General features: G+C 71.1%; 25 protein-coding genes and 1 pseudogene. 10 read left to right on the forward strand and 16 right to left on the reverse strand.

The features are described 5' to 3' along the window. Positions 1-11: 11 nt before the first annotated feature. Positions 12-1,011: pseudogene (locus OTB20_RS35595) on the forward strand (sigma-70 family RNA polymerase sigma factor). Between the two features lie 31 nt (positions 1,012-1,042). Continuing rightward, the gene (locus OTB20_RS35600; protein WP_267824001.1) at positions 1,043-1,441 is read left to right on the forward strand and encodes a VOC family protein; all 399 of its coding nucleotides are present in this window, start codon (positions 1,043-1,045) and stop codon (positions 1,439-1,441) included. Positions 1,442-1,502: 61 nt separating this feature from the next. On the opposite strand, the gene OTB20_RS35605 is transcribed toward OTB20_RS35600, so the two are convergent. Together OTB20_RS35605 and OTB20_RS35610 are read right to left on the reverse strand one after the other, a co-directional pair. Then, positions 1,503-2,291, reverse strand: a complete 789-nt coding sequence (locus tag OTB20_RS35605) for a DUF4239 domain-containing protein (protein ID WP_267824002.1) — start codon at positions 2,289-2,291, stop codon at positions 1,503-1,505. A gap of 562 nt (positions 2,292-2,853) precedes the next feature. Continuing rightward, positions 2,854-3,273: a winged helix-turn-helix transcriptional regulator gene (locus OTB20_RS35610; RefSeq protein ID WP_267824004.1), complete on the reverse strand. Its 420-nt coding sequence runs from the start codon at positions 3,271-3,273 to the stop codon at positions 2,854-2,856. A gap of 59 nt (positions 3,274-3,332) precedes the next feature. On the opposite strand from OTB20_RS35610, the gene OTB20_RS35615 reads away from it, so the two are divergent. Then, the gene (locus OTB20_RS35615) at positions 3,333-3,983 is read left to right on the forward strand and encodes an NAD(P)-dependent oxidoreductase (RefSeq protein WP_324290456.1); all 651 of its coding nucleotides are present in this window, start codon (positions 3,333-3,335) and stop codon (positions 3,981-3,983) included. 156 nt (positions 3,984-4,139) lie between these two features. Further along, complete coding sequence (locus OTB20_RS35620) at positions 4,140-4,265, forward strand: hypothetical protein (RefSeq protein WP_267824006.1); 126 nt, start codon at positions 4,140-4,142, stop codon at positions 4,263-4,265. A 2-nt stretch (positions 4,266-4,267) separates the two neighbouring features. Here OTB20_RS35620 and OTB20_RS35625 read toward each other — a convergent pair whose 3' ends face one another. Both OTB20_RS35625 and OTB20_RS35630 read right to left on the reverse strand, forming a co-directional pair. Further along, positions 4,268-4,561, reverse strand: coding sequence for a hypothetical protein (locus OTB20_RS35625; RefSeq protein ID WP_267824007.1), 294 nt, complete (start codon positions 4,559-4,561; stop codon positions 4,268-4,270). A gap of 133 nt (positions 4,562-4,694) precedes the next feature. Continuing rightward, the gene (locus OTB20_RS35630; RefSeq protein WP_267824009.1) at positions 4,695-6,269 is read right to left on the reverse strand and encodes an APC family permease; all 1,575 of its coding nucleotides are present in this window, start codon (positions 6,267-6,269) and stop codon (positions 4,695-4,697) included. A gap of 399 nt (positions 6,270-6,668) precedes the next feature. Here OTB20_RS35630 and OTB20_RS35635 point away from each other — a divergent pair, with 399 nt between their 5' ends. Continuing rightward, positions 6,669-7,274 (forward strand): hypothetical protein, encoded by a 606-nt coding sequence (locus OTB20_RS35635; RefSeq protein ID WP_267824011.1) that lies wholly within the window; start codon positions 6,669-6,671, stop codon positions 7,272-7,274. An 86-nt stretch (positions 7,275-7,360) separates the two neighbouring features. On the opposite strand, the gene OTB20_RS35640 is transcribed toward OTB20_RS35635, so the two are convergent. The 8 genes from OTB20_RS35640 to OTB20_RS35675 all read right to left on the reverse strand — a co-directional run bounded on the left by OTB20_RS35640 (position 7,361) and on the right by OTB20_RS35675 (position 16,935). Then, on the reverse strand, positions 7,361-8,836 hold the full coding sequence (locus tag OTB20_RS35640) for an aldehyde dehydrogenase family protein (RefSeq protein WP_267824013.1): 1,476 nt from the start codon (positions 8,834-8,836) through the stop codon (positions 7,361-7,363). Beyond that, entirely contained in the window at positions 8,833-10,572 is a 1,740-nt protein-coding gene (locus OTB20_RS35645) for an N-acyl-D-amino-acid deacylase family protein (RefSeq protein WP_267824014.1), read from the reverse strand. The genes OTB20_RS35640 and OTB20_RS35645 overlap by 4 nt, the downstream gene beginning before the upstream one ends. A 356-nt stretch (positions 10,573-10,928) precedes the next feature. Further along, a complete protein-coding gene (locus tag OTB20_RS35650) occupies positions 10,929-12,050 on the reverse strand; it encodes an LLM class flavin-dependent oxidoreductase (RefSeq protein ID WP_267824016.1) in 1,122 nt (373 codons plus the stop codon). A gap of 116 nt (positions 12,051-12,166) precedes the next feature. Next, positions 12,167-12,952 carry an SDR family NAD(P)-dependent oxidoreductase gene (locus tag OTB20_RS35655; RefSeq protein WP_267824018.1) on the reverse strand — a complete coding sequence of 262 codons (786 nt, stop codon included), beginning with the start codon at positions 12,950-12,952 and terminating at the stop codon, positions 12,167-12,169. A 17-nt stretch (positions 12,953-12,969) separates the two neighbouring features. Continuing rightward, positions 12,970-13,917 carry an LLM class F420-dependent oxidoreductase gene (locus tag OTB20_RS35660; RefSeq protein ID WP_267824020.1) on the reverse strand — a complete coding sequence of 316 codons (948 nt, stop codon included), beginning with the start codon at positions 13,915-13,917 and terminating at the stop codon, positions 12,970-12,972. Positions 13,918-14,340: 423 nt separating this feature from the next. After that, positions 14,341-15,585 carry an FG-GAP-like repeat-containing protein gene (locus OTB20_RS35665; protein ID WP_267824022.1) on the reverse strand — a complete coding sequence of 415 codons (1,245 nt, stop codon included), beginning with the start codon at positions 15,583-15,585 and terminating at the stop codon, positions 14,341-14,343. Between the two features lie 118 nt (positions 15,586-15,703). Further along, positions 15,704-16,327: an FG-GAP repeat domain-containing protein gene (locus tag OTB20_RS35670; protein WP_267824024.1), complete on the reverse strand. Its 624-nt coding sequence runs from the start codon at positions 16,325-16,327 to the stop codon at positions 15,704-15,706. Next, positions 16,324-16,935, reverse strand: coding sequence for a peptidase inhibitor family I36 protein (locus OTB20_RS35675; RefSeq protein WP_267824026.1), 612 nt, complete (start codon positions 16,933-16,935; stop codon positions 16,324-16,326). Before OTB20_RS35675 ends, OTB20_RS35670 begins: the two co-directional genes overlap by 4 nt. A gap of 212 nt (positions 16,936-17,147) precedes the next feature. Between OTB20_RS35675 and OTB20_RS35680 the strand changes: the two genes are divergently transcribed. Further along, positions 17,148-17,852 carry a hypothetical protein gene (locus OTB20_RS35680; RefSeq protein ID WP_267824028.1) on the forward strand — a complete coding sequence of 235 codons (705 nt, stop codon included), beginning with the start codon at positions 17,148-17,150 and terminating at the stop codon, positions 17,850-17,852. Here the strand turns inward: OTB20_RS35680 and OTB20_RS35685 are convergent. From OTB20_RS35685 to OTB20_RS35695, 3 genes are read right to left on the reverse strand one after another with little or no spacing between them, the layout of a single operon-like run. After that, on the reverse strand, positions 17,824-18,696 hold the full coding sequence (locus OTB20_RS35685) for a hypothetical protein (protein ID WP_267824030.1): 873 nt from the start codon (positions 18,694-18,696) through the stop codon (positions 17,824-17,826). The genes OTB20_RS35680 and OTB20_RS35685 overlap by 29 nt on opposite strands. A gap of 42 nt (positions 18,697-18,738) precedes the next feature. Then, positions 18,739-19,965, reverse strand: coding sequence for a sensor histidine kinase (locus OTB20_RS35690; RefSeq protein WP_267824032.1), 1,227 nt, complete (start codon positions 19,963-19,965; stop codon positions 18,739-18,741). Then, complete coding sequence (locus OTB20_RS35695; protein WP_267824034.1) at positions 19,962-20,627, reverse strand: response regulator transcription factor; 666 nt, start codon at positions 20,625-20,627, stop codon at positions 19,962-19,964. The genes OTB20_RS35690 and OTB20_RS35695 overlap by 4 nt, the downstream gene beginning before the upstream one ends. A gap of 90 nt (positions 20,628-20,717) precedes the next feature. On the opposite strand from OTB20_RS35695, the gene OTB20_RS35700 reads away from it, so the two are divergent. Genes OTB20_RS35700 through OTB20_RS35715 form a run of 4 tightly spaced genes read left to right on the forward strand, consistent with a single transcriptional unit; the run spans position 20,718 to position 24,410 of the window. Next, the gene (locus OTB20_RS35700) at positions 20,718-21,230 is read left to right on the forward strand and encodes a hypothetical protein (protein ID WP_267824036.1); all 513 of its coding nucleotides are present in this window, start codon (positions 20,718-20,720) and stop codon (positions 21,228-21,230) included. Beyond that, on the forward strand, positions 21,227-22,417 hold the full coding sequence (locus OTB20_RS35705; RefSeq protein ID WP_267824038.1) for a peptidoglycan-binding protein: 1,191 nt from the start codon (positions 21,227-21,229) through the stop codon (positions 22,415-22,417). Before OTB20_RS35700 ends, OTB20_RS35705 begins: the two co-directional genes overlap by 4 nt. Beyond that, on the forward strand, positions 22,414-23,178 hold the full coding sequence (locus OTB20_RS35710) for an ABC transporter ATP-binding protein (protein WP_267824040.1): 765 nt from the start codon (positions 22,414-22,416) through the stop codon (positions 23,176-23,178). The genes OTB20_RS35705 and OTB20_RS35710 overlap by 4 nt, the downstream gene beginning before the upstream one ends. Continuing rightward, complete coding sequence (locus OTB20_RS35715) at positions 23,178-24,410, forward strand: ABC transporter permease (RefSeq protein WP_267824042.1); 1,233 nt, start codon at positions 23,178-23,180, stop codon at positions 24,408-24,410. The genes OTB20_RS35710 and OTB20_RS35715 overlap by 1 nt, the downstream gene beginning before the upstream one ends. A gap of 593 nt (positions 24,411-25,003) precedes the next feature. Here the strand turns inward: OTB20_RS35715 and OTB20_RS35720 are convergent. Then, positions 25,004-25,603 (reverse strand): putative immunity protein, encoded by a 600-nt coding sequence (locus OTB20_RS35720; RefSeq protein ID WP_267824044.1) that lies wholly within the window; start codon positions 25,601-25,603, stop codon positions 25,004-25,006. Positions 25,604-25,971 lie beyond the last annotated feature (368 nt).

Raw genomic sequence — 25,971 nt, forward strand, 5'->3', positions numbered from 1 at the left:
AGAGTGTGGAGATGGGCTCGGGGGTGGGCGTGGGCGTGGTGATGGGCTCGGGCGTGGGCGTGGCCGCCCAGGATCTTTTGGCCGCCCGCTTCGAGGAGCACCGTTCCCATCTGCGGGCCGTCGCCTACCGGATGCTGGGGTCGATCGGCGAGGCCGAGGACGCGGTCCAGGAAGCCTGGCTACGGCTGAGCCGCGCCGATGCCGGTGAAGTGGAGAACCTCGGCGGCTGGCTGACGACGGTCGTGGCGAGGCTGCCTGAACGGCCTGCGCGCCCGGACGACCCGCCGCGAGGACTCCCTGGACGACCGGTTGGAGAGGACTGGTGGGACGGGCGGGATCGGCGGGACGGGTGGGACGGGTGGGACGGGGCACGCACCCCGCGTCCCCGATCCCGTCCTCAGCCGGGAGGGCATGGTCGACCCCGAGGACCAGGTACTACTGGCCGATTCGGTCGGGCTGGCTCTGCTGGTGGTCCTCGAATCGCTGGCTCCCGCGGAGCGGCTGGCGTTCGTCCTGCACGACATGTTCTCGGTGCCCTTCGACGAGATCGCCCTGATGCTCGACAAGACCCCGGCGGCCACCCGGCAGCTCGCGAGCCGTGCGCGCCGCCGCGTCCAGGGGCAGGCGCCCGTGCCGGATCCGGACCTTTCCCGGCAGCGGGAGGCCGTCAGCGCGTTCTTCGCGGCCACCCGCGACGGCAATTTCGACGCGCTCCTCGCCCTGCTGCATCCCGATGTCGTCCTGCGTTCCGACGGAGGTGTCGCACGCGCCGGCCAGTCGGTGGTGCTGACCGGCGCCCGGACCGTGGGCTCCCAGGCGGCGCTCTACAGCGCCCTCGTCCCCTTCGTCCGCCCCGTGCTCGTCAACGGCGCCGCCGGGGTGCTGTGTGTCGTCGAGGGCCGGCTGATGTCGCTGATGGCCTTCACGGTCACCGACGGCCGGATTGCCGCCATCGACGTGCTGTCCGATCCCGACCGGCTGGACGTGATCGACCTCGCCCCCCTCCTGTGAGGCCCGGGCTCCCGTCCGTATCCTCTCCCCCATGATCGATTCACAGGCTCACGTCCGGATCGCCCGACCCTCCCTCGATCTCGCCGCCGCCGAGCGTTTCTACGTGGGAGGCCTCGGACTCCAAGTGCAGTGGCGTACCACCGAACGCGTCTCCGGGAAGCACGATTTGCTCATGGTCGGGCCCGCCGGGGGCGGCTGGCACTTCGAGCTGACCCACGACCCCGAGAACCTCGTGGCGCCCACCCCCACCGTCGAGGACCTCTTCGTCGTCTACCTCGGGGCGACCCCCGACGAGGCCCTCGTGGCCCGGCTCGTCGAGCACGGCGGGACCCGTACGCCCGCCCACAACCCGTACTGGGACACCTACGGGGTCACCGTCACCGACCCCGACGGCTACCAGCTCGTCCTGTCCTCCCGCACCTGGGGCTGAGACCGAGAGCCGGTCTGGCGCCGGGTCCGGCACCGGGTCCGGCACCGTGCCAGCGCTGCCGTTACTGCCAGAACTGCGCCAGCGCCGCTTCCTTGAACGGTGCCGGGCTCACGCTCAGTTCCCCGGCGAAGGGTCGGTCCAGCGCCATCACCAGCAGCAGGCTGAAGCCGATGAGTCCCGCGACCGCCGACACGAACAGCAGCTGCATCTTCAGGCTCCGCAGTCCGAAGAGGAGGGTGAGCGGCAGGATCACCAGCGCGCCGCCGTACACGAGTACTTGCAGCAGCGGCGGCAGCGAGGTCTCGGCCATCGTCACCCGCGCCCGCCGCTGCGCGGCCACGTCGTTGAGGTGGGCGACGGCCTCCCCGTAGAAGGTCTCGCTCCGGGGTCCGGCGGGCTCGTAGGCCTGAAGTGCCGTGTAGAGGGCGTGCGTCTGGTCGGCGGTGGCCTCGTAGCTGGGCCGTCCCTCGCGCATGAGGGGCCACTGGGTCTCCACGACGGCGTGGACGTAGTCGCTGACCGACCGCTCCACGCGGGCGCGTTCGGCCGCCGGGAAGACCTCCGCGCTGCGGACGACCAGGGCCAGATCGGTGGCCTCGGTCGCGACGATGCTCTGGGTGTTCTCCAACTGCGTCCACAGGGTGACGACGACGAACGCCAGGATGATGCCGTAGATCGCACCGAACATCCCGAGGGCCACCCCGACCATCTCGTTGTGGTCGCCGCCCGCGAGGTGCGGGAAGCGGCGCCGCGCGGCCACGCTGCCGCCGATGGCCAGGGCTACGAAGCCGCCTACGAGGAGCAGGCCGAGGAAGAACGTGCTGAGGTGATTGAGCAACCAGAGGATCATGTGCGGTCCAACGAGCGGTTGGCTTCGAAGGCAGGCCTTGGGGGTGGGGAACTGGGTGGGGGGGAACTGGGTGGGGGGGCTTGGGCTGCGGGGTCTGTCGGTGAGGGGTTCGGGGGGCGTCCCGGAAGTCCAGTGTCATTCCGTGCCGGGCCGGTCCCTCAAGGGCGCTCCTTCGTCGCGTCGCTACGCGATGGCCTTCGGCCACCCTTGACCGACCGACCCGTCCCGGAACAACACAAGACTCCCGGGAACCCCCCGGGGAATGGCCGGGAGGAAGTGAGGGGAGGGACGGGCATGTTGGCGATGCCTGCACCCTCTCCGGCCGGTCAGCCGGACCACCGGCAGGCGGGAGCGCCCTGTCGGACGGAATGGATGCGCGGGGCGCTCAGGGCATCCAGGAACGGGCGGTCGGCCGACCTTGGCGTGACGTCGACCGCCGACACGCGCGCGAGGACCACCACGTGCGCCTCAGGGTCGGTGGGCGCAACAGATCGCTACGCACTTCCGCTCGGTTTGGCGGCTGCCGGCCGTCTGTGGGGGTGGAGGACGGGGCGGGCGGGGGTCAGTGCGCAGTCTCGGTGTTGGTCGGCTGCGCACCTGCCTCCTGGGCGTCGAGCAGCTCGTCCCAGTGCTCGCGCGTCCAGTCGCAGGCCGTGTCCAGTGGGCCCAGGAGCCCCCTACCGAGGGGGGTGAGTGCGTACTCGACCCGGCGCGCCGGGGTTTCGTACGCCGTGCGCACCACGAAGCCGTCCCGTTCCAGGCCGCGCAGGGACTGGGTCAGGGACTTGGCTGTGATCTCGCGCAGCGGGATCTTGAGCTCCGAGAAGCGGCGGGGGGCGTCCTGGAGGCAGCGCAGGATGAGCGTGGCCCATTTGTCGCCGATCCGGAACGGCACCAGGGTCGAGGGGCAGACGGGGTCGAACATCTCCGGATCCAGGGGCGGCGGCGTGGGGGGAGGTGTGCGCGGCGGCGTCTGCGTCATGAGCCACACCGTAGGGCGGTATCCGATCGGTAACCACCCGTCCCCCTAGGGTCCGTGGCATGACGCAGCAGGAGAAGGAAATCGAGAAGGAAGTCGTGAAGGAGTCCGCGAAGGAGTCTGTGAAGTTCATCGTCTTCGGGGCGCGGGGGCGTGTCGGACGGGCCGTTGTGGCCGAGGCGCGGGCGCTTGGGTACGAGGTCACCGAGGTGGGGCGGGCGGACGGGGACGTCACCTCGGCGGTGGACGTGGCGCGGCTGGCCGCCGGGCACGACGTGGCGGTGGTGGCGGCGTACGACATGGGGGCCGTCCCGGGCGAGTTCTTCCCGGCGGCCGCCCGCGCCCTCGCGGCGGGTCTGCCCGGGGCCGGAGTGCGGCGCCTCGTCTGCGTCGGGCTGGCGTCGGTCCTGCCCACGGAGTCCGGAGCGCTGCTGATGGACACACCGGGGTACCCGCAGGAGTGGCGGCAGTTCTACGAGGGCCACGCGGCTGGAACCGAAGCCCTGCGGGCGGCCGTGCCGACTGGTCTGGACTGGGCGGTTCTGAGCCCGGCCGGAGACTTCGCCGCCGCGGCGGGCCCCCGGGGCGGCTACGCCTTCGCGGCGGCCGACGCCGAATCCCGCATCACGCACGCGGACTTCGCGCGGGCGGTCCTGGACGAGGCCCTGTCCCCGACCGTGCGCGCCGCCCATGCGGGGGTGACGGGCGCGTGACCGGCGCCTCGGCCCCGGCCCTCGTCGCCGCCAGCCCGGACCCCTGGGTCGCCGGGCACATCCGCCGCTTCGAGGAGACCGGCGGGCAGCCGCGGCCGGGGATCCGCGATCCCCCGGGCTCGCCCGCCCCGCCACCCGGGCGGAGGCGGAGCGGCTGTGGCCGGTGATCGTGGCCGCGATGCCTTCGTACGCGGCCTACCGGGACGCCGCCGCGCGGACGGCCGGCCGGGAGTCCCGCTGGTCCTGGTCACCCGTACCGGCGCGGCGCACCGGGCGGGCTGAGCTCAGCGGACCTTCGGCGGCTTCGGCAGGCCGGAGGAGAGCGCGGAGCCGGCTCCGCCGAGCGAGGCGTCGGTCGCCTTCGAGGCGGACCCGGCGGCCGAGGCCGTGACCTCCACCGCTGTTTTCGCGTCCTTCACGGCGCCCCCGGGGTGGTCGACGATGTCGCCGACGCGCTGGGTGATCGGGGGTCCCTGGATGGCGGGCTCGTCGGCGGCGTGCGCGACGGCGGGGCTGAGGGCGAGGGCCGCTCCCCCGGACAGGACGAGGGCGGCGAGGCTGCGCTTGATGGCGTTCATACCGACCAGAACGACCCGCCACGCCTCCGGGTCACTCGGGGGGCGACGCCCGTGGCCCCGGCCGCCTGGGAGGGGCGGGCCGGGGCCACGGGGATGACACGGCGGAGGCGCGGGGGCGCCGGGGGGGATGGGGTCAGTCCTGGACCACCAGGGACGGGGTGGACTTCGTCAGGACCTGGCCGCGGAAGAAGGCCGGGCTGCGGCGTTCGGTGACGAACATGACGACCAGGCCGAGGGCCAGCAGGCCGACGCCGATGATGAAGACGCTGCCGACGCCGAGGACCGTGGAGCCGGAGCCGTACGACGGGTTCCACATGTCGATCAGGGTCTTGAAGAAGACGGCCGCCAGGAGCAGGCCGCCCAGGACCGGGAAGACGCCCTTGAAGAACAGGTCGCGGGTGGAGTTGCGCAGCTCTCCGCGGAAGTACCAGGCGCAGGCGAAGGCCGTCAGCGAGTAGTAGAAGCAGATCATCAGGCCGAGCGCGAAGATCGTGTCGGTCAGGACGTTCTCGCTGAGCAGGGTCATCACGGTGTAGAAGACGCCGGTCGCGACGCCCGCCATGACGGTGGCGCGGCCGGGGGTCTTGAACTTCGGGTGGACCTTGGCGTAGGAGGGCGGCAGCGCCTCGTACGTGGACATGGCCAGGACCGTGCGGGCCACCGGGATGAAGGTGGTCTGCAGGGAGGCCGTAGCGGAGGCCAGGACGGCGACGAAGAGCAGGATGCCGAGCGCCGGGCCCATGACCGGGCCGGCGAGGGCGGCGAAGACGTTGTCGGAGGTCTCCGGGTTGCCGAGGCCGAAGCCGACCGTGCCGGAGCCGACGGCCATCTGGGCGGCGATGCCGGTGGCCAGGTACGAGCCGACGAGGACGACCATCGCGATGAGCGAGGCGCGGCCGGGGGTCTTCGCGGAGCCGGTGGTCTCCTCGTTGGTGGCCAGGCAGGCGTCCCAGCCCCAGTACATGAAGATCGAGAGCGAGAGTCCGGCGGTGAAGGCCGCCATGGACTCGACCGCGAAGGGGTTCATCCACTGCCAGGAGAAGTCCAGGCCGGTGTCGAAGGTGCCCGCGGAGGCCTTCTGGAAGGCCATCGCGACGAAGATGGCGAGCACCGCGAGCTGGAGGCCGACCAGGGCGTACTGGACGCCCTTGGTGGCGGTCATGCCGCGGTAGCTGACGGCGGTCGCGGCGGCGATCAGGGTGAGGCAGGTGGTGATGTGGACGAGCTTGTTGTCGTCCAGGGCGGAGATCGACGGGTTGTTCGTGATCTCGCCGGCCAGCAGCCAGAAGTAGGAGGTTGCGACGCCGGCCAGGTTGGACAGCACGATGATCGTGGCGATCACCAGGCCCCAGCCGCACATCCAGCCGATCCGCGGCCCGAAGGCCTTCACGGTCCAGGTGAAGGAGGTACCGCAGTCCGGCATCGCCTTGTTGAGCTCGCGGTACGCGAAGGCGACCAGCAGCATCGGGAGGAAGCCGGCCAGGAAGACGGCCGGCATCTGTATGCCGACCTCGCCGGCGGTGGAGCCGAGGGTCGAGGTCAGGCAGTAGACGGGGGCGACGGTGGAGATGCCGATGACGGCGCTTCCCACGAGGCCGACGGAGCCCTTCCCGAGGCCCTTCCCACGGACATCACCATCGGAGCCACCCCGGGGGGTGGCTCCGCTTCCCGTGTCTACGGCCTGGGGCCGAATGTCCAGCTGTGTCATGAGTCAGGACGTTAGACGGTGCGTTTTCCACATCCGGAGGACTTAAGTCCGCTAACGCTCAGGCCCAATTACCTTGAATTTCTAGGCCTCAGAAGTTCACGGGCCCCTATTGGAAGGTTAGCTTGGGCATCTATTCGCCGTTCCGCAGGCCATGAGTCAAAACTTCCGGAATGCGGAAACCGCAGCTGTGCCCGTTTTGTCCAGTTCAAAACTTTCCGACGCCAATTTTCCGGCCCGCCGAACCCGGGCGCCGTCCGCCCACCCGGCAGTGAACCCGGCCCGGAACCCGGGACGACCGGCCCGGACGCCCCCGCCGCGACGGATCGCGTCGCCGGGACCTTGTCGGGATCTTGTAAAGTCTCGCGAGCTCAAGATCATCCAATCGGGGGACCGGAAACCATGCGACTCGCACCACTGCACACGACGGCCGGAGCCCTCGTACTCCTGTTCGCGCTCACCGCCTGCGGAAGCGACGACCCCAGCTCGCTCCCCGCCGCCTTCGGCGGCGGCGCCATGCCCGAGAAGAAGCAGGAGTCCGGCTTCAAGGGACTGGCGAAGGCCGGTTCCATGGCCGGGGCCGCGCGCCTCGTCGGCGGCTACACCAGGTGCACCAACGTCAACCCGGGGGGCGACGACTCGGAGAGCGAGGAGGACGCCAAGTACGGGAAGACGTACTCCGTCACCGAACGCGGGACCTGCAACGACGAGGACGAGACCGGGATCTTCATGATCAAGGACCCGAAGACGTTCCAGGCCGCGATAAAGGCCGACATCGACAAGGAGTACGCCGAGCACCCCCACTCCAACGTCAACATGGGCCCCGTCATCGGCCAGGACTTCGCGTCCGGATCGCAGAGCTCCCAGGTCATGGCCGCCATGCTCGGCCCGGGGAGCGGGATGCGCGTGCTGAACTGCCACCCGGACTTCAACCCGCCGAGCGGCTACAGCAAGGAGCCCGCCCTGGTGAAGGGCTGCGTCCTCACGGACTACCTCTCGGAGGAGTGACCCGCCGGGAGCGAGGGGAGGGGCCGGGGCTCGGCCCCGGGCCCTCCCCTTACTCCCTACCGACGGCCAGCCAGTCGGTCAGCCGGTCAGCTCCACACGATCGACTGCATCTCGCTGTAGGCGTGCAGCGCGTACGAGCCCACGTCCCGGCCCACCCCGGACCGCTTGAAGCCGCCGAACGGCGCCTCCATGTTCCGGCCGATGGTGTTGACGCCGACCCCGCCCGACCGCAGCCGCCGCGCCACCCGGAAGGCGCGCGCCGCGTCCGCGGACCAGACGTAGCTGATCAGGCCGAAGTCGCTGTCGTTGGCCAGCGCCACCGCCTCGTCCTCACCCCCGGCGGCTCCATCGAAGGGAACGACGACGACGACCGGCCCGAAGATCTCCTCCCGGACCACGCGCATGTCGTTCGTGCAATCGACCAGCAGGGTCGGAGCCACGTAGAAGCCCTTGCCCTGCGTACCCACCACCGGGCGCTCGCCGCCGAAGGCGATCCGGGCACCCTCCTTGCGGCCCAGCTCGATGTACGACTCCACGCGGTCCCGGTGCGCCGCCGAGATGACCGGGCCCACCACGGTGCCCCGCACCGTCGGATCGCCGACCTTCATGAAGGCCAGGTAGCCCGTCAGCTTCTCGACCAGCTGCTCGTACACCGACCGGTGGACGAGCACCCGGGTCGGAGCCGTGCAGATCTGCCCGGAGTAGAAGGAGAAGGTGGTGCCGATCCCCATCACTGCCGCGTCCAGGTCCGCGTCCGCGAGGACGATCGCCGCGCCCTTGCCGCCCAGCTCCATCAGCTGCCGCTTCATCGTGCGGCCGCAGACCTCGGCGATGCGCTGCCCGACGCCCGTGGAGCCGGTGAAGGACACCATGTCCACGTCCGGGGAGTCCACGGCTGCCTCGCCGACCTCCACGGAGTTGCCTGAGACCACGTTCACCACGCCCGCCGGGACCCCGGCCTCGTGCAGCGCGTCCGCCATCCGGAACACCGACAGCGGGTCCTGCGGGGCCGGCTTGACGACGACCGTGTTGCCCATGGCCAGCGCCGGGGCCACCTTGCCCGCCGGATTGGCCCACGGGTTGTTGTAGGAGGTGATGCAGGTGACGACTCCGACCGGCTGGCGCACCTCCAGCGCGCCGAGCACGCTGGCCGCCCCCATCGGGCCCGCTTCGGTGACCTGCGGCGGCAGCCCGCGCTCCACCGGCTCCAGCGCGCCCCGCGCGTACCGGCGGAAGCGGGCCACCCCGACGCCGACCTGCATCCCGCGCGCGATCCCGGTGGGGGCTCCCGTCTCGGCCTGGGCCAGCGCCGACCAGGGCTCGTACTCCCGCTGGATGATGTCGGCGGCCCGGTCCAGGATCGCCGCCCGCTCCTCCGGCTTCGTACGGGACCAGCTCTCGAAGGCGGCGGCCGCGGCGCGCGCCGCGTCCTGGACCTGGCCGCGCGAGGCCTCGGGGGCCAGCCCGACGACGGATTCGTCCGCCGGGTTGACCACCTCGTAGTGCCCGCCGGCCGGCTCGACCCACTCGCCGCCGATGTAGAGCTTCTGCGCGCTGGTCACCTGGTGCTCACCGTCCTCGTGTCACGGCCCGAACGGAGCACGATCCCGGGGATCGCCCCCGTGATCTCGTCGTCGCGGATGGTTTCCACGCCGTTGACGCGTACGGAGACCATGCCGATCGCCCGCGCGTCGAGCCGCGGGCTGTCCCCGGGCAGGTCGTGTACGAGCGTCGCCGGTCCGGCCTCGATCCGCTCCGGGTCGAAGAGCACCAGGTCCGCGTGGAAGCCCTCGGTGATCCGGCCGCGCTCGCGCAGCCCGAACAGCTGGGCCGGGTCGTCCGTGAGCATCCGTACCGCCTGTTCCAGGGGCACCAGCTTGCGGCCGCGCAGGCAGTCCCCGAGGAACCGGGTCGTGTACGGGGCCCCGCACATGCGGTCCAGGTGGGCGCCGGCGTCGGAGCCGCCGAGCATGACGTCCTCGTGCTGCCAGGTCTCCGCGCGCAGGGCCCAGCTGGCCGGGTCGTTGTCGGTCGGCATGGGCCAGAGCACCGTACGCAGGTCGTCGTTGGCGCAGATCTCCACCAAGCAGTGGAAGGCGTCCTGGCCGCGTTCGGCCGCGATGTCGTTGACGACGCGGCCGGACAGGCCCTCGTTCGCCTCGCTGTAGGTGTCGCCGATGACGTAGCGCCCGAAGTTGGCGAGGCGCCGGAAGACCCCGGCCTCCTTGCTGTCCGCGCAGCGCAGTATCTCGGCGCGCACGTCGGCGTCGCGCAGCTTCGCGATGCGCTCGGCGACGGGCAGGGCGAGGACCTCGCCCCAGCCGGGGATGAGGTTGAGGGCGCAGAACGTGCCGAGCGACATGTTCATGGGGGTCAGGATCGGCATCGTCAGCGCGACGATCCGGCCGCCGGCCTTGCGGGCGCGCTCGCTCGGTATCAGCTGGCGCGGCACCCGCTCGGGTACGGAGGCGTCGATGGTCAGCACGTTCCAGTTCAGGGGCCGTCCGGCGGCCGCGCTCATCTCGACGAAGAGGTCGATCTCCTCGTCGGCGAACTGGTCGAGGCAGCCCGCGACGATGGCTTCGAGCTGGGTGCCCTCGTGTTCGGAGACCGCCCGGGAGAGGGCGAGGAGCTCCTCGGGCTTGGCGTGCCGGGAGGGGACGGGGGCGCCGGAGCCGTCGGAGTGGGTGGAGGACTGGGTGGTCGACAGGCCCCAGGCGCCGGCGTTCATGGCGTCGTGGAACAGGTCGAGCATCTGCCGCATCTGCTCCTCGGTGGGCTGGCCGCCGACGGCGGCCTCGCCCATCACGTGCCGGCGCAGCGCGCAGTGGCCGACCATGAAGCCGGCGTTGACGGCGATGCGGCCGTCGAGCGCGTCGAGGTACTGGCCGAAGGTGGACCAGGTCCAGTCGACGCCCTCTTCGAGTGCGGCCAGGGCCATGCCCTCGACCTTGCTCATCATGCGGCGGGTGTAGTCGGCGTCCTCGGGGCGGGCCGGGTTGAGGGGGGCCAGGGTGAATCCGCAGTTGCCGCCCGCGACGGTGGTCACTCCGTGGTTCATGGAGGGGGTCGCGTACGGGTCCCAGAAGAGCTGGGCGTCGTAGTGCGTGTGGGGGTCGATGAACCCGGGGGTCAGGACGAGGCCGGTCGCGTCCTCGGTGGTCCGGGCCTCTTCGGTGACGGTGCCGGGTGCGGCGATGACGGCTATGCGGCCGTCCCTGATGCCGACGTCTGCGACGCGGGCGGGGGTGCCGGTGCCGTCTACGACGGTGGCCCCCTTGATGAGGTGGTCGAGCATGACGTCCCTTCTCCTTGCCGGTGCGGAGTTCCGTGTGCGGTGTGCCGGTGCCCTGAGGGGCTGTCCCCTACCCGCCCTTCCACCGTTTCCCGGGGCTCCGCCCGGACTCCCGCGCCTCAAACGCCGGCGAGGCTGGATTTCGCCGTCCGCCGTCCAGAACCATCCCCGCCGGCGTTTGAGGCGCGGGGGTCCGGGGGCCGGACCCCCGTGGAGCGGCGCCGCACGGTGATCGCGGGACGGCACGGCCGAGAACCCCGGTCGGGGGTCCGGGGGGCCGCGGGCCTCCGTACGACCTCCGGCCGGGGCCGGTTGCGGGGCGGTGGTCCGGGAAGACGCCGCCCCCGTTCCCCCGCGGGCTACGCGCCTTCGCGGAAGCGCGTGGTGCGGTGCACCGGGTCGGTGTCGATGTGCGGGATCACGTGCTCGCCGATGAGCTTGATGCTGGTCATCGTGTCCTCGGGCGAGACGCCGGTCGGCAGACCGAAGGAGAGCTGGTCGGCGCCCGCATCCTCCCAGCGCTTGCACTGTGCGCGGACCTCGGAGGGGTCGCCGCAGATGAGCAGCTCTTCCTCGATGAGGAGTTCGACGATCTCCGCGTTGTACTCGGGCAGGATCTCGGGCCACTCGGGGATGATCTCGGGCCGCGGGAAGGTGTCGTGGTAGCGGAAGACCAGCGACTGGAAGCGGTTCATGTTCGCGTTGACGGCGATCTCGACGGCCTTGTCGTGGGTTTCGGCGCAGATCGCGGTCGAGGTGACCATGACGTTGTCGTTGACGAAGGCGCCGATGGCCTTCGCCTCCTGGATCGCGGTCTTGTACTGGTCCAGCACCCAGGCCATGTCCGAGACCTTCTGGACGCTGAAGCCGAGGACTCCGAGGCCCTTCTTGGCGGCCATGGCGTACGAGGCGGGGGAGCCGGCGGCGTACCACATGGCCGGGTGGGCCTTGCCGTACGGCTTGGGGAAGATCTTGCGCGGCGGGAGCGACCAGTGCTTGCCCTGGAACCCCTCGTACTCCTCCTGGAGGAACATCTTGGGGAACTCGGCGATGGTCTCTTCCCAGATCTCCTTGGTGCCGTTCATGTCCTCGATGCCGGGAAGGAAGCCGAGGATCTCGTGGCTGCCGGCGCCGCGGCCGGTGCCGAACTCGAAGCGCCCCTTGGAGAGGTGGTCGAGCATGGCGACCTTCTCGGCCACCTTGACCGGGTGGTTGACCGGGGCGAGGGGGTTGAAGATGCCGGAGCCGAGGTGGATGCGCTCGGTGGCGTGGGCGAGGTACCCGAGGAACACCTCGTTCGCCGAAAGGTGCGAGTACTCCTCCAGGAAGTGGTGCTCGGAGGCCCAGGCGTACTTGAACCCGGACTTGTCCGCCTGGATGACGTACTCGGTCTCCTCGATCAGCGCCTTGTGCTCTGCCTCGGGGTCGACCTTGGACCGTGCCTCAGGCACGTATCCCTGCACAAAGAGCCCGAATTCCAAGGGGATTCACCGTCCTTCTGTTTCTGACGTTGCGTCAGATTCGATGTCACGACTGTTCCATCGCGGAGGCCGGAGCGTCAATACCTGACGCTCCATCAGATCTGACCCGGGGGGTGCTAGAGGATGCTGACGCCGGCCATCCAGCCGCCGTCGATCACGAAGGGCTGGCCGGTGATGTAGGAGGAGTCCTCGCTGGTCAGGAACAGCGCCAGCTTGGCTATCTCCTCGGGCTGCCCCACCCGGCCCATCGGCACCACGCGCTTGTAGAGCTCCGCCATGGCGTCACGGGCCTCGTCGGTCATGTTCGCCGGGTCCAGCAGCCCCGGGTTGGCCATGGGGGTGTCCACGGCCCCCGGGCACATCGCGTTGACCCTGATGTTCTTCGCGGCCAGCTCCAGCGCGGCCACCCGGGTCAGGCCGAGGATCGCCGCCTTGGTCGCCGCGTAGGCGCCCACGTACGCCATGCCCGTCAGGCCCGTGTACGAGGAGGTGTTGACGATCGTGCCGCCGCCGGCCGCCTCGATCTCCGGGGCCACCGATTTGATGCCGAGGAAGGCGCCGACCTGGTTGACCTGGACCACCTGCTGGAACTCCTCCAGCGGGGTCGAGGTCAGCTCGTTGAAGCGCAGGATGCCCGCGTTGTTGACCAGGCCGTCGACCGGGCCGAAGGCCTCCTTCGCCGCCTCGATGGCCGCCGCCCAGTCCTCCTCCCGGCTCACGTCCATCCGTACGTACCGGGCCCGGTCCTCGCCGATGTCCTTGGCGACCGTCACGCCCTGCTCGTCCAGTACGTCGCCCAGGAGCACCTTGGCTCCCTCGGCGGCGAAGAGCCGGGCCTCCTGCTCGCCCTGACCGCGCGCCGCACCGGTGATGATGACGACGCGTCCGTCCAGCTTGCCCATGTGCTGCTCCCGAGTGGCTAGTCGTTGAGGAGGGGGCCCACTTCGGACCCGAAAGCCGTTATCTGGTCGATGAGTTCGGCCCGGTCGCGGTTGCGGAAGCGGACCTGGATCTGGTCGATGCCGGCCGCCCCGTACGCGCGCAGCGATTCGGCGAGCGACTCGGCCTTACCGGTGAGGGTCCGCCGGCCGGTGTCCCAGCCGGGCTCGCCCACGTACAGCGGGGCGGTGATCGCGCCGAACTCCAGCGGCCCGGCCACCCCGGCCTCGGCGCGAAGCTCCTTGATCCGGGCGATCTGCGCGGGGAGCTTGTCGAGGGGGTCTCCCTGCGGGAGCCAGCCGTCGCCGCGCACGGCGGCCCGGCGCAGGGCGGCGGGCGAGGAGCCGCCCACCCAGACGGGGATCCGGGCCTGGATGGGGCGGGGCAGCTGCCCGAGGTCCTTGAAGGAGAACAGCTCGCCCTCGAACTCCGGGTACTCCTCGGGGCCGAGCGCGGCGCGCAGCGCGTCGAGGGTCTCGTCGAGGACGGCCCCGCGGCGCTCGAAGTCCACGCCGAGCACCTCGAACTCCTCGCGCACGTGCCCGGCGCCGACGCCGAGGATCAGCCGGCCGCCGGAGAGGTGGTCGACGGTGGCGTACTGCTTGGCGCTGAGCAGCGGGTGGCGCAGGCCCAGGATCGCGACGTGGCTCAGCAGCCGTACGTTCTCGGTGATCCCGGCCAGGAAGGACAGGGTGGCCACCGGGTCGTACCAGATGGTGCTCATGGGGCCGGCCATCTGCCGCGGGATGGCCACGTGGTCGCAGGTGGCGACGTAGCCGAAGCCGGCCCGGTCGGCGGCCCGGGCGACCGCGGCGAGGTCCGCCGCGCCGGCCGTCGCCTCCCAGGGCTCGGCGTAGATGGTGCTCTGCGACTGGATCGGGAGCTGCATCCCGTAGACCAGCCGACCTTCCGGAAACACGCGCGCCATGGACCGTACCCGCCTCGTCCTCGTCTGCCGATTCGTCATATCGGTGCGGGGCCATCGTCGTAGCTGACGGTTCGTCAGGCAAGGGGTTGGCGCGAAGCCGGCAGCCCGGTCCGGGGGCGAAGAGACAATTGGGGCGCTCGAGGCGCGCACCGGCGGGGGCGGTGTGTCCGCTTACATCGAAACGGTCGTCCAGCGGCGGCAGCGGTGGCAGCAGCGGGACCGGCTCCGTGAGCTGATCACGGACTGCGAGTCCAGGAGCGGGCCCGCCGACTCGGCGGCCGTCGAAGCCGAGCCAGCGATATTGCGCGGCGGGTCAGCCGGACAGCTGTGCCGCAGCCGCGGAAGGCGGGCGGGCCCGGAGGGATGTCCGACCCCGCGCCTGGAGGCGCGGGGTCTCAAAGCTCGGGAACGCAGTCCACGGGGTCAGAAGACGCGAACCCGTTCGGCCGTGTCCCAGGACATGTTGGCCTCCGGGCCGCGCAGGCCGCCGGTCCCGGTGCCCGGGTAGACGAAGGCCTGGCTCCAGCCGACGGGCCGCAGCAGGTCGCTGATGCCGTCGGCGGTGGCATCACCGGTGGCCACGATCGGGGCGTCCGACGGCCAGGCGAACGGCAGCTGCTTGCGCGCGCCGAAACTGCCGGCGCCGTTGCCCGGGTAGAGCCACAGTCGTCGCGAGCCGTCACGCGCCAGGAGGTCGGCCCGGCCGTCGCCGGACAGGTCGCCCGGCGAGACGAGCTGGTTCATGGTGTTCCAGCCGCCGCCCAGGTTCTTGCGCGTACCGAACCATCCGTAGCCGTTGCCCGGGTACATCCACAGCACACCGGCCGTGTCGCGGGCGAGCAGGTCGCCGCGCCCGTCACCGGTCAGGTCGCCGGCCGCGCTGATCTCGCGCATGGTGTTCCAGCCGCCGCCCAGACTCAGCCGCGTACCGAAGGCGCCGGTACCGAGGCCCGGGTAGAACCACAGGACGCCGGCCTTGTCGCGGGCGTAGATGTCCTCCTTGCCGTCCGAGTTGTAGTCGCCGTGGCGGACGAGCTGGGTCATGACGTTCCAGCCTCCACCGAGGAACTTGCCCTGCGTACGCCCCTGGGCGTCCCTCTTGCCGGGCAGGAACCACAGGCGGCCGTCGTCGGCACGCTCCAGCAGGTCGGCTACGCGGTCGTTGTTGAGGTCCGCAAATTTCGCGACGGCCGGAACCGGCGCGGGCCGCGGCTGGTCGGGCCAGGCCACCCAGTCCATGTACGGGACACCCTGGGTGACCTCGTAGTTGGTGGTGGCCATCCGGATGGAGCTGATCACGTTGTCGAACCGGCCCATGATGGAGCCCGAGAGATCGTTGGGCCCGTTGTGCGGGCTCACGATGATGTAGTCACCCGAGAAGTTCACGTCCGGGTGCATGGTCGCCCACAGGCCGCTGTTGTTGACCAGCGAGGAAATCTTGTTGTCCCAGGTGCCGAGCGTGGCCTGGGGGGACGAGAAGGTCTTCATCTCGCCCGTGAAGTCGTCGCCGGCGAAGACGCAGAACTTGCCCGCCGGGCAGCGCGCGGAGTTGTCGGCCGCGGCGGCGGTGGGCGCGGCGGTGACCAGGGCGGCCATCGAGGCGGCCGCGGCGACGGCCGCGGCGAGTGCGCGACGCAGGGAACGGGATCGGGAACCGGGTCGGGTCATGAGGAAGGCAGCCTGTTCTGGACCGAAGTCCGAAGCGCGAGGACGGGAAGGGGTGGTGAGACCAGCGCGGCCGGCCCCCGGCCCGGAAGGACCGGGGGCCGCGGTCCGGGCCGCGGGATCAGAACACGAGGTGCGCGTCCGAGGCATTGCCGACGTCCCGCGCGGGGCCGATGCGGCCGTCTTTCGCACCCGTTCCGGGGTACAGGCGGGTGTAGTTGGAGACGTGCGAGTGCGCCAGGAGATCGGGGTGCCCGTCGCCGTTGTAGTCGCCGATACCCGCCAGCTCTTTGAGACCGTTCCAGCCACCGGTACCGATCAGGCTGCGCGCACCGAAGGCGCCGCGGCCGTTGCCCGGGTAGAACCAGAGCCGCCCGGAGGTGTCACGGGTTACGAGGTCGGAGAGGTGGTCGGAGTTCATGTCACCCGCGCCGACGAGCTCGTTCATCACTTGCCAGCCGCCACCGAGGCTCTTGCGCGTGCCGAACGAGCCCTTGCCGTTGCCGGGATACATCCACAGCGCACCGGCGGTGTCGACGGCGAGCAGGTCCCGCTTGCCGTCACCGGTGAGGTCGCCGGCCGCAGCGAGGTCCCGCATCCCGTTCCAGCCGCCGCCGAGCCCCGTTCGTGTACCGAGGGCCGAGCCGGTGCCCGGGTAGAACCACAGGGCGCCGGCCTTGTCGCGGGCGAAGACGTCTTCCTTGCCGTCCGCGTTGTAGTCGCCGTGGCGCAGCAGCTGGGTCATCTCTCGTTCCAGCCGGCGCCGAGGCGGTGATTGGCGGCGTGCTCATCCGCGGTCACGACCCACAGCGCGCCGTACCGGTTGCGGCCGACCAGGTCGGTGCGGCCGTCGCCATTGAAGTCACCGAAGGCGGACACGGCCTCCGTGGGCGCGGGACGCGTCCGGGGCTGCTCGCCGCCCGACCACCACGGGTAGGTGGCGAAGCTGCCGCAGTCCTCCGCGTCCGGCAGGAGCTCCACCGAGCTGATGGCGTCGTCCAGGTCCGGGCGCTGGCTCTCGTCGAAGGACACCTGGCCGCTGTAATAGTGAGTGGCGGTCTGCCAGTCGTAGTCGGGCTGGGCGCTGACGCACACCGTGTAGTCGCTGTAGTTGGCGAGCGAGCTTATGCGGTTGTCCCAGGTGCCGAGGCGGGCCAGGCTGTTCTTGACGATCTTCATGTCGCCGGTGCCGACGGGCCCGCTGAACACGCAGACCTGGCCCCAGGGGCAGCGGTCGTATCCGCCGGCCGCCTGGGCGGACGAGGCGGCGCCGAGCAGGCCGGCGGTGGTGGCGAGTGCTGTGGCGGCGGCGACGAGCGCACCGCGGACGGCGCGCGGAACGGAAAGGTGCACGGAATCCCCCGAATGTAAGTGGAACAGCCGCGTTCACACAGGCCCGCAGAAGCCGGCCCCCCTCTGGAACGCGGGTTCGAGTGCCTGGATCATAGCCATGGCCCCTTCCGCCGGGGCCCGCGGGCCGCCGCCATCGGGCTCTGCCGGCGGAGCCGCGGAAGGCGGAGCGCGAGGGGATGTGCGAGCGCGGGCCGACCGCTAGGGTGCCGCCCGTGGATCTGTTTCTGACCCTGGTCAGCGGGGTGGCGTGGACCGTCGTGTACGTCGAGGCGATCCGGGTGGGGCTGCGGGACCGGACGTACGCGATGCCGGTCGCGGCCCTCGCGCTGAACTTCGCGTGGGAGTCGACTTACGCCGTCAACGAGTTCCGCACCGGGTTCTCGGCCCAGGGCGTCGTCAACGTGGTGTGGGCCGTCGCCGACATCGTCATCGTGTACACGTACCTGCGCTGGGGGCGGGCCGAGCTGCCCGGCTTCGTGACCCGGCCGCTGTTCGCGCTCTGGAGCGTGCTCGTCTTCGGATGTGCCTTCGCCGTGCAGTGGCTCTTCCTCGCCCACCTCGGCACGCACGACGCGTCCCGCTACTCGGCGTTCCTGCAGAACCTGCTGATGTCCGGCCTCTTCATCGCCCTCTACGCGAGCCGGCGCGGCCGACAGGGGCAGTCCCTCGTCATCGCCGTGGCCAAATGGATCGGCACGCTCGCGCCGACCTTCCTGTTCGGGGTCGTCGAGGACGTGCCGTTCATCCTCGGGCTGGGGCTGCTGTGCGCCGTCTTCGACCTGGCCTACATCGCCCTGCTGGCCCGCGACCCGGCGGGGGCGGAACGGGCGGGGGCGGATCCGGCGGGAGCGGACCCGGCCGGTGTGGACCCGGCGGCGGACGGGTCCGTCAGAAGCCCTGCGGCCCCATCACGATGACCGGCTTGGCCGCCGGGTCGAGGGTCGCCAGGACCTTCTGCATCGCGGCCTTCGGGATGCCCACGCAGCCCTGAGAAGGACCGTCGTGGTCCACGTGGAGCCAGATGTTGCCACCCTTCTCCTCGCCCTCCGGCTTCGTCGGGTCCAGCGGGCTGACACCCGTCTTGCGGTTGAAGTCGATGGCCACGACATAGTCGAAGGAGCCGCGCAGCGACTCGCCGTTGACCCCGAGGCCCGAGGCCACGAAGGAGGCGTTCCGGTCGTACGGGAACTTCGTGCCCGGCGGCTTCGGCAGCAGCCCGCCCGCGTCGGTGAGCGGGTACACGCCCTCGGGGGAGGTCAGGTCCCCGTAGGTGCGCTCCGTGGACCAGCCCTTGGCGCCGTTGCGCGCGGGCCAGCTGTCGCTCTTCGCCCAGTCGGCCCCGGCCGCCGGACGGGTGTACAGGGCGGCCGTGGAGTCCGAGGAATCCCTCGCCTTGCCGGTGACCAGGATCAGCTGGCGGGAGTCCGCGGGGATCTTCGCGCGGGTCTGTTCGCTGACCTCGGGCAGACCCTGGAAGGGGTCGCGCTCGACTCCCCGCGCGGCCCGCTCGGCGGCCTTCGGCCGGGCGTCGGCGGCGGCCAGGGACGCGGCGTTGGCCGGGGGGTCCTGGGCGAGGTACAGCCAGCCGGCACCGAAGCCGAGCAGCCCGAGGACGGCTGCGAAGGCGACGGGGCGCGAACCGCGGGATGCGCGGTCGGCGCGCCGCGCACCGGCGGCGCGGTTGCGCCGGGTCGGGCGGGACGCACCGGGGGTGCGGGACGGACGGGGCGCGCGGGAGCCGGCTCGGGCGTGCTTGCTCATTGACCCGACCGTACACAGCCGATCTTCATTTTGGTTCACCGGTCAAACGCCGGGCGTTTCCTCACCCGGTGGCGCATCCGGGAACCAGACCCGGAGCGTCAGCCCGCCGCCCGGCGCCGGGTTGGCCCGCGCCGTCAGCTCCGCGCCGTGCGCCCGGGTGATCGACGAGACGATCGAGAGGCCCAACCCGGCCCCCTCACCTGCGGTGTGCTGCCGTTCGGCCCGCCGCCGGAACGGCTCCAGCAGCCTCGGCACATCCTGCGGATCGATCACCGGGCCCGTGTTGGAAACCGTCAGGACCCCGTCGGTGGAGGTCGCCACCTCCAGGCGGCCGCCCGCACGGTTGTGACGTACGGCATTGGCCAGCAGGTTCCGTACGAGGTGGCCGAGGAGGGTCCGGTCGCCCGTGACGCTCAGCGGCTCGAGGTCCCGTACGACCGTGAGGTCCTGAGGGGCCGTCGCCCCGATGGCCTCCAGTTCGACGGCCGCGATCGCCGCCAGGTCCACCGGTTCCGCGGCTTCCAGGCCCTCCTCCGAGACGGCCAGCAGGAGCAGCGACTCGACGAGGTGCTGGCTGGAGGCCGCGACCTCGATGAGCTTGGAGCGGATCCGGGCCACCTTCTCCGGCGGCGGATCCCCCGCGAGCCCGATCTCGGCGGCCGCCCGCTGCACGGCGAGCGGGGTGCGCAGCTCGTGGGCGGCGTTCGCGGCGAACCGGCGCTGCGCACCGACCAGGTCCTCCATCCGGTCGAGCATCCCGTCGAAGGTGTCGGCCAGCCGCTTGAGTTCGCCGGGCGGGGCCTGGAGGCCGATCCGCTCGTGGAGGGTGGCACCGGACAGGCGGGCCGTCTCGGTGATCACGGCTACGGGGCGCAGGACCCGGCCGGCCATCCACCAGGCGAGCCAGATGGACAGGACGGCGAAGGCGGCGAGGGCGATGACGGAGACGGTGAGGAGTTCCTGGACCGTGGCGCGTTCGACGGCGGTGGAAAGGCTCCGGGTGGCCTGCCACTGGTCCAGCTGTTCCTGGGTCGGCGCCATGCCGGGCGGCAGTGTCTGGGCGGGGACGGCCTCGACCTTCTCGCCCTCGTTCAGTTCTTCGCCCGGCTTCAGGACCACCGTGGAGGTGACCGCTCCGCTGATGCGTGCGTAGAGGCCGTTGCGGAGGAGGACGTTGATCAGGGTGATGAGGCCGCCGCCCGCCAGGAGGAGCAGCGAGCCGTAGAGGGCCGTGAGACGGGCACGCTCGGATCGGAGCACTGCTCTCATCGCGGATCACCGATCCGATAGCCCGCCCCCGGCACCGTTTCGATCAGCGGTGGCTCCCCCAGCTTGGCCCGCAGCTTGCTGAGGGTGACCCGTACCGCGTTGGTGCTGTAGGAGGTGTCCTCCTCCCACACCTGCTCGATCAGGTCGTCATTGCTCAGCACCGCCCCCTCCGCCCGCAGCAGCGCCTCCAGCACCGCGAACTCCTTCGGCGACAGGGCCAGCCTGCGCCCGTCCCGGCCGGCGCTGCGCCGCGCGGTGTCCAGGGCGACACCGGAGCGCTCCAGTACGGGCGGCAGGGCGGGCTGGACGCGCCGCCCCAGCGCCAGAACCCGGGCGAGGAGCTCGTCGTAGGCGAAGGGTTTGGTGAGGTAGTCGTCGGCGCCGAGGCCGAGCCCCTCCACCCGGTCCCGTACCGTCCCGGACGCCGTCAGCATCAGGACCCGGGTCAGCAGCCGCTCCCGCACCACCTGGCGGCAGACCTCGTCGCCGTGCAGGCCGGGCAAATCGCGGTCGAGGACCAGGACGTCGTACGCGCCCAGGCGCAGACGCCGCAGTGCCTCCAGGCCGTCGCCCGCCTCGTCCACGGCCAACGCGTCGCGCCGCAGCCCTTCGGCGATCATTTCGCGCAGGAACTCCTCGTCCTCCACCACCAGAACTCGCATGCCGTCCTCTTTACCCGAGAGGAACATTTCGCCGTTGTAAGCACGAGCCGTTAGAGAAACGAAACCCCCTCTCCGCGCACGCTCTGGCGCATGAAGCGATCCACGACCATGACCACGGCCGCGCTGCTCACCGGCCTGACCCTCTTCGTCACCGCGTGCACGGGCGGCGCCGACAGCTCCGACGGCAAGAAGGACGAGAAGAAGGACTCCTCCAGCTCGGCCGGCGGGAGCGGCGGCGGACCCAGCGGCGCGGACCTCGACGCGGCCCTCAAGACGCGCAAATGCCTGCGCGACAACGGCGTGGACGCGCCCGACCCGAAGCCCGGAGAGGACCCGCGCGGAATGACGCTGGGGGCCGGCGGTGACTCCGAGGTGCTGAAGAAGGCCTACGACAAGTGCGGGATCAAGGCCCCCGGGTCCGGCGGCGAGGTGTCCCAGGCGGACAAGGACAAGGCGCTGAAGACCGCCAAGTGCATGCGGGACAAGGGCTTCGACATGAAGGACCCGGAGTTCAACGGCGGCATGATGAGCGCCAACCAGATACCCGAGGGCGTTGACCAGCAGGCCTTCATGGACCAGCTGAACAAGTGCAGCAGCGAATGAGCCGCCGCGGGAAATGGCTGCTGGCGTCCGTGGCCGCCGTACTCGCCGTCTCGGGCGGCGGATACGCGGTGGTCGCCCAGGTCGGCACGGACGGCAAGGACACGGCCCGGGAACGGGCGAACGGACTGCCCCCGGCGACGACACCGGTGACGCTCGGCGATCTGAGCTCCGGATTCCAGATGGACGGGACGCTCGGGTACGACAAGGAGCACAAGCTCAACGCGGTGGGAGTCGGCGGTACGGGGGGATCCGGCGGTACAGGCGGTGGCGCGGGCTCCCCCGGCGCGGACGGGGCGGGCGCCGGAGCGGGCGCCGGGGCCGGCTCCGCGACCCTGACCTGGGTGGCGCCCGCCGGCTCCGCCGTGGAGCGCGACGGCAAGCTCTACGAGGTCAACGGCAAGCCGGTGCGCCTGATGTACGGCACCACCCCCATGTACCGGACCATGAAGTCCGGGGACAAGGGCGAGGACGTCGAGCAGCTCAAGCGCAATCTCCAGGCCCTCGGCTTCGGAACCGGCCTCGACCCTTCGGACGGCACCTTCACCGCGGGCACCGCCACCGGCGTCAAGCGCTGGCAGAAGTCCCACAAGATGAAGGAGACCGGCGAGGTCGGCAAGGACGACATCGCCTTCGCCTCCGGACCGCAGCGGGTGCAGAAGAACGACATGGCCGTCGGCGACGAGGCGGCCTCCGGCAAGCCCGTGCTGACCCTGACCGGCACCGAGCGGATGGTCCGGTTCCAGCTGGACGTGGCCAAGGCGGGCGCGGCCAAGGTCGGCGACCAGGTGACCGTGAGCCTGCCGGGCGGCGGCACGGCCAACGGCAAGATCGAGTCGGTGGGCAGCACCGCCAACCCCGACGACCCGCCCTCGGGGGGCGCGGGCGGCGGCGGCGAGAAGAAGCCGAAGGTCCAGGTCGATGTCACCCTCGACAACGCGGCCGAGGCCAAGGGCCCGGACCAGTCCCCGGTCACGGTGAACCTGACCGGCGAGACCCGCAAGGGCGTGCTCTCCGTCCCCGTCAACGCCCTCCTCGCCCTCGCGGAAGGCGGCTTCGGAGTCCAGGTCGTCGAGGACGGCGCGGTGCGCGAGGTCAAGGTCGAGCTCGGCATGTTCGGCAAGGGCCGGGTCGAGGTGAAGGGGGACGCCCTCAAGGAGGGCATGCAAGTGGGAGTCCCCAAGTCATGAGCGAGCCCACGGACGGGCCCGTGATCGGCCCCTCGACCGACCCCGCGATCCCCGACGCCCGGCACGCCCACGCCGTCGTCGAGCTGGCCGGCGTCACCAAGGAGTACCCCGGCGGGGTCGCGGCCCTGCGCGGCGTCGACCTCACCATCATGAACGGCGAACTCCTCGCCATCGTCGGCCCCTCGGGCTCGGGAAAGTCCACCCTGCTGCACATCGTGGGAACCCTGGACCGCCCGACCGCCGGCCGCGTCGCCATCGCCGGGTACGACATCGCGAGCCTCTCCGACCGCGCCCTGTCGGCCCTGCGCTCGCGCCACGTCGGCTTCGTGTTCCAGTCCTTCCACCTCGTACCGGGCATCAGCGCCCGGGCCAACGTCGCCGAGGGCCTGCTCTACTCCGGCCTCTCCCGGGCCGAACGCGGCCGCCGGGCGGAACGCGCCCTGCAGCGCGTAGGCCTCGGCGACCGCATGGACCACCGGCCCCACGAACTGTCCGGCGGGCAGAAACAGCGCGTGGCGATCGCCCGCGCCGTCGCGGGAGAACCCGACCTGCTGCTCGCCGACGAGCCCACGGGCGCGCTCGACACGGCGTCCGGCGAGTCGGTGCTGGAACTGCTGCACGAGCTCAACCAGGACGGGGCCACCATCGCCGTGATCACCCACGACAACGAGATCGCGGCGAGCCTGCCCCGGCAGATCCGCATCCGCGACGGCGAGATCGTGGCGGACGTGTGGAACGCCGACGCTCTGGGGGTGGCGTGATGGGTTCCCGTACGGAGGCCCGCGCCGCCCGCGCGAAGGCCCGCAAGCTGTCTCCGCCCCGCCTGGGCCCCCGCGACGTCTTCCACGTGGGCTCGGCGGGGCTGCGCTCCCGGCCCATGCGCGTGTTCCTGTCCGCGCTCGGGATCGCGATCGGCATCGCGACGATGATCGCGGTGGTCGGCATCTCCTCGTCCAGCCAGGCCAAGCTGCTCGAGGAGCTGGACAAGCTCGGCACGAACATGATGGTCGCGACCCCCAGCCCGCCGATGTTCTCGGGACAGGACACCAAGCTGTCCCCCGACGCCCCGGGCATGATCGCCCGGCTCGACGGGGTCGAATCGGTCGGCGCGACGGGGGACGTGAAGGAGACGGTCCGCCGCAGCGAGAACATCCCGAAGGAGGAGACCAGCGGCATCGCCCTCAAGGCCGCCAAGGACGACCTCCTCAAGACCCTGCGGGCCCGGATGGGCAGCGGCAGCTGGCTCAACGACGCGACGGGCCGCTACCCGTCCGTGGTCCTCGGGCACGTCTCCGCGGAGCGCCTGGGCATCACCGCGCCGGGCGGACAGGTCTTCATCGGCGGGCAGTACTTCACCGTCATCGGCATCCTGGACCCCATCCCGCTGGCACCGGAGATCGAGCGCGCGGCGCTGATCGGCTGGGATGCCGCACAGAGCCTGCTGGGCTTCGACGGCCACCCCACTTCCCTCTACGAACGCTCCGCGGACGACCGCGTACAGGAGGTCCGCGGCCTCATCGCCAAGGCGGCCAACCCTCAGAGCCCGAGCACGGTCGCGGTCACGGACCCGTCGGCAGCCCTGCAGGCCAAGGCCGCCACCGAGGGAGCCTTCAGCACCCTCCTCCTGGGCCTGGGCGGGATCGCCCTGCTGGTGGGCGGAGTCGGGGTCGCCAACACCATGATCATCTCGGTACTGGAACGCCGCCACGAGATCGGCCTGCGCCGCTCGCTCGGCGCCACGAAGGGCCAGATCCGCATCCAGTTCGTCACGGAGTCCCTGCTCCTGTCAGGCCTGGGCGGCCTCGCCGGCATCATCCTGGGCGGCGCAGCCACGGCGGTCTACGCCCAAGCCGGCGACCTCCCCTGGGTAGTCCCCCTCTGGGCCGTCACAGGCGGCTTCGCAGCCACCCTGGCCATCGGCACGGTGGCGGGCCTCTACCCGGCGGTCCGCGCGGCGGGACTGTCACCGACGCTGGCACTGCAGGCGGGGTAGGGGGTGGGGGTGGGGGTGGAGTTGGGGAGTTGGTGGGGTCGGGGGTGGTTTGGGCTGCGGGGTGGGCGGTGACTTTGACGAGTTCCGGGGGGCGTCCCGGCAGTCCAGTGTCATTCCGTGCCGGGCCGGTCCCTCAAGGGCGCTCCCTGCGGTCGCGTCGCTACGCGATGGCCTCCGGCCACCCTTGACCGACCAACCCGTCCCGGAACAACACAAGACTCCCGGGAACCCCCCGGGGAATGGCCGGGGGGAGGAATGGGGAGGGGCGGGCGGACTGGACAGCCCCATGCCCCTTCCTGCCGGTCAGCCGGACCACGGACGGACGGGATGGTCTTGCCGGACGGAATGGGGGCGCGGGGCAGTCAGGGCATCCAGGGACGGGCGGCCGCACACCCTCCCCGCGACGTCGAGACGCATCGGATCGCTACACAGTCTCTCTCGGCTTAGCGGCTACCGACCGTCTGTGGCTGGACATACGCGCCGCACACGACCACTTCCCGTCCCACCCGGCATAGCGACCGACCACCGTCCGTGGCTGGACATACGCCGCCCACGGCCACTCCCCCTCCCACCCGGGTTGGCGCGACCGACGATCAGTCCTCGGATCCAGAGGGGGAAATGGGCGTCGTAAGAGGACCCCAGGCCTTGATCTGGTCCTCTGGCGACCTCAGGGCGGTGTCGAGCTCGCGGATGAACTCTCCCACCTGCCCGCCTCCCGGGGGTGGGGCGGGCATGCGGCCGAGTACTTGGGAGACCGCTGGGGGTGCGTGATGGCGCGCCCATTCGAGGGTCTGCGCAGCGACCTGATCGCTCTCTCCGGACGCCAGGCCTTCCGCGCGGGCCGCATGCGCTGCCGCGCCGAGGATGTGTTTGATCTGATGAGCACTTGCCTTCGGGTGCAGGTACGCGGCGCCGGCCGCATGGCTCGCCGCTCGTGCCGCGTCGATCGCCGCAGGCGAATCGGCTTCCTGCGCCGCCTTGTAGGCCGCCCACGCGCACTGCCGCAAAGCAGCCGTGCGCCGGCCGCCCCCAGCGAAAGCATCTGCGGCCTCAATTGCCTCGCGGGGCCGGGCGTCGCCCGGAACATCCTGCTCAAAGACCGCCAGGACCCTGCGCGCGCAATCGGCCGCGTAAGCCGTGATCTCACGCAGTTCGCTCTCGCTCAGCTCGATCTCATCCGACTCACTTGGCATGACCCGATCCTCCCACCACCGCAACCACCCCTCCAGATCCCCAGAGACACCCGGCACCCGGCACCCGGCACCCGCTAAGCCGGGCGGGAGGGGAGGTGGTCGTGTTTGGCGCGTATGCCCAACCACATGCGGCTGGCGGCCGCTAAGCCGAGTGGGAAGGGAAGTGGGAGTAGGCGGCGCGTATGTCCAGCCACGGGCGGTCGATAGCCGCTAAGCCGAGTGGGAGTGTGTAGCGATCTGATGCGCCCACCGACCCTGAAGCCCTTGTGGTCGTCCTCGCACGCGTGTTGGCGGTCGAAGGCGCGGGGAGAGTGGATGTCCGCCCGTCCCTGGATGCCCTGACCGCCCCGCGCAACCATTCCGTCCGA

Origin of the sequence: Streptomyces sp. H27-H1 (assembly GCF_026627445.1) — a bacterium.
Classification (GTDB): Bacteria; Actinomycetota; Actinomycetes; order Streptomycetales; family Streptomycetaceae; genus Streptomyces.

What these genes read in the sequence shown, in the direction of transcription:
- OTB20_RS35695 (WP_267824034.1), bottom strand. Translation starts at nt 20,627, where the DNA reads ATGCGAGTTCTGGTGGTGGAGGACGAGGAGTTCCTGCGCGAAATGATC.
- OTB20_RS35715 (WP_267824042.1), top strand. Translation starts at nt 23,178, where the DNA reads ATGGGTTCCCGTACGGAGGCCCGCGCCGCCCGCGCGAAGGCCCGCAAG.
- OTB20_RS35700 (WP_267824036.1), top strand. Translation starts at nt 20,718, where the DNA reads ATGAAGCGATCCACGACCATGACCACGGCCGCGCTGCTCACCGGCCTG.
- OTB20_RS35710 (WP_267824040.1), top strand. Translation starts at nt 22,414, where the DNA reads ATGAGCGAGCCCACGGACGGGCCCGTGATCGGCCCCTCGACCGACCCC.
- OTB20_RS35635 (WP_267824011.1), top strand. Translation starts at nt 6,669, where the DNA reads ATGCGACTCGCACCACTGCACACGACGGCCGGAGCCCTCGTACTCCTG.
- OTB20_RS35665 (WP_267824022.1), bottom strand. Translation starts at nt 15,585, where the DNA reads ATGACCCGACCCGGTTCCCGATCCCGTTCCCTGCGTCGCGCACTCGCC.
- OTB20_RS35615 (WP_324290456.1), top strand. Translation starts at nt 3,333, where the DNA reads ATGACGCAGCAGGAGAAGGAAATCGAGAAGGAAGTCGTGAAGGAGTCC.
- OTB20_RS35645 (WP_267824014.1), bottom strand. Translation starts at nt 10,572, where the DNA reads ATGCTCGACCACCTCATCAAGGGGGCCACCGTCGTAGACGGCACCGGC.
- OTB20_RS35605 (WP_267824002.1), bottom strand. Translation starts at nt 2,291, where the DNA reads ATGATCCTCTGGTTGCTCAATCACCTCAGCACGTTCTTCCTCGGCCTG.
- OTB20_RS35630 (WP_267824009.1), bottom strand. Translation starts at nt 6,269, where the DNA reads ATGACACAGCTGGACATTCGGCCCCAGGCCGTAGACACGGGAAGCGGA.
- OTB20_RS35690 (WP_267824032.1), bottom strand. Translation starts at nt 19,965, where the DNA reads ATGAGAGCAGTGCTCCGATCCGAGCGTGCCCGTCTCACGGCCCTCTAC.
- OTB20_RS35625 (WP_267824007.1), bottom strand. Translation starts at nt 4,561, where the DNA reads ATGAACGCCATCAAGCGCAGCCTCGCCGCCCTCGTCCTGTCCGGGGGA.
- OTB20_RS35655 (WP_267824018.1), bottom strand. Translation starts at nt 12,952, where the DNA reads ATGGGCAAGCTGGACGGACGCGTCGTCATCATCACCGGTGCGGCGCGC.
- OTB20_RS35610 (WP_267824004.1), bottom strand. Translation starts at nt 3,273, where the DNA reads ATGACGCAGACGCCGCCGCGCACACCTCCCCCCACGCCGCCGCCCCTG.
- OTB20_RS35685 (WP_267824030.1), bottom strand. Translation starts at nt 18,696, where the DNA reads ATGAGCAAGCACGCCCGAGCCGGCTCCCGCGCGCCCCGTCCGTCCCGC.
- OTB20_RS35600 (WP_267824001.1), top strand. Translation starts at nt 1,043, where the DNA reads ATGATCGATTCACAGGCTCACGTCCGGATCGCCCGACCCTCCCTCGAT.
- OTB20_RS35705 (WP_267824038.1), top strand. Translation starts at nt 21,227, where the DNA reads ATGAGCCGCCGCGGGAAATGGCTGCTGGCGTCCGTGGCCGCCGTACTC.
- OTB20_RS35660 (WP_267824020.1), bottom strand. Translation starts at nt 13,917, where the DNA reads ATGGCGCGCGTGTTTCCGGAAGGTCGGCTGGTCTACGGGATGCAGCTC.
- OTB20_RS35720 (WP_267824044.1), bottom strand. Translation starts at nt 25,603, where the DNA reads ATGCCAAGTGAGTCGGATGAGATCGAGCTGAGCGAGAGCGAACTGCGT.
- OTB20_RS35670 (WP_267824024.1), bottom strand. Translation starts at nt 16,327, where the DNA reads ATGACCCAGCTGCTGCGCCACGGCGACTACAACGCGGACGGCAAGGAA.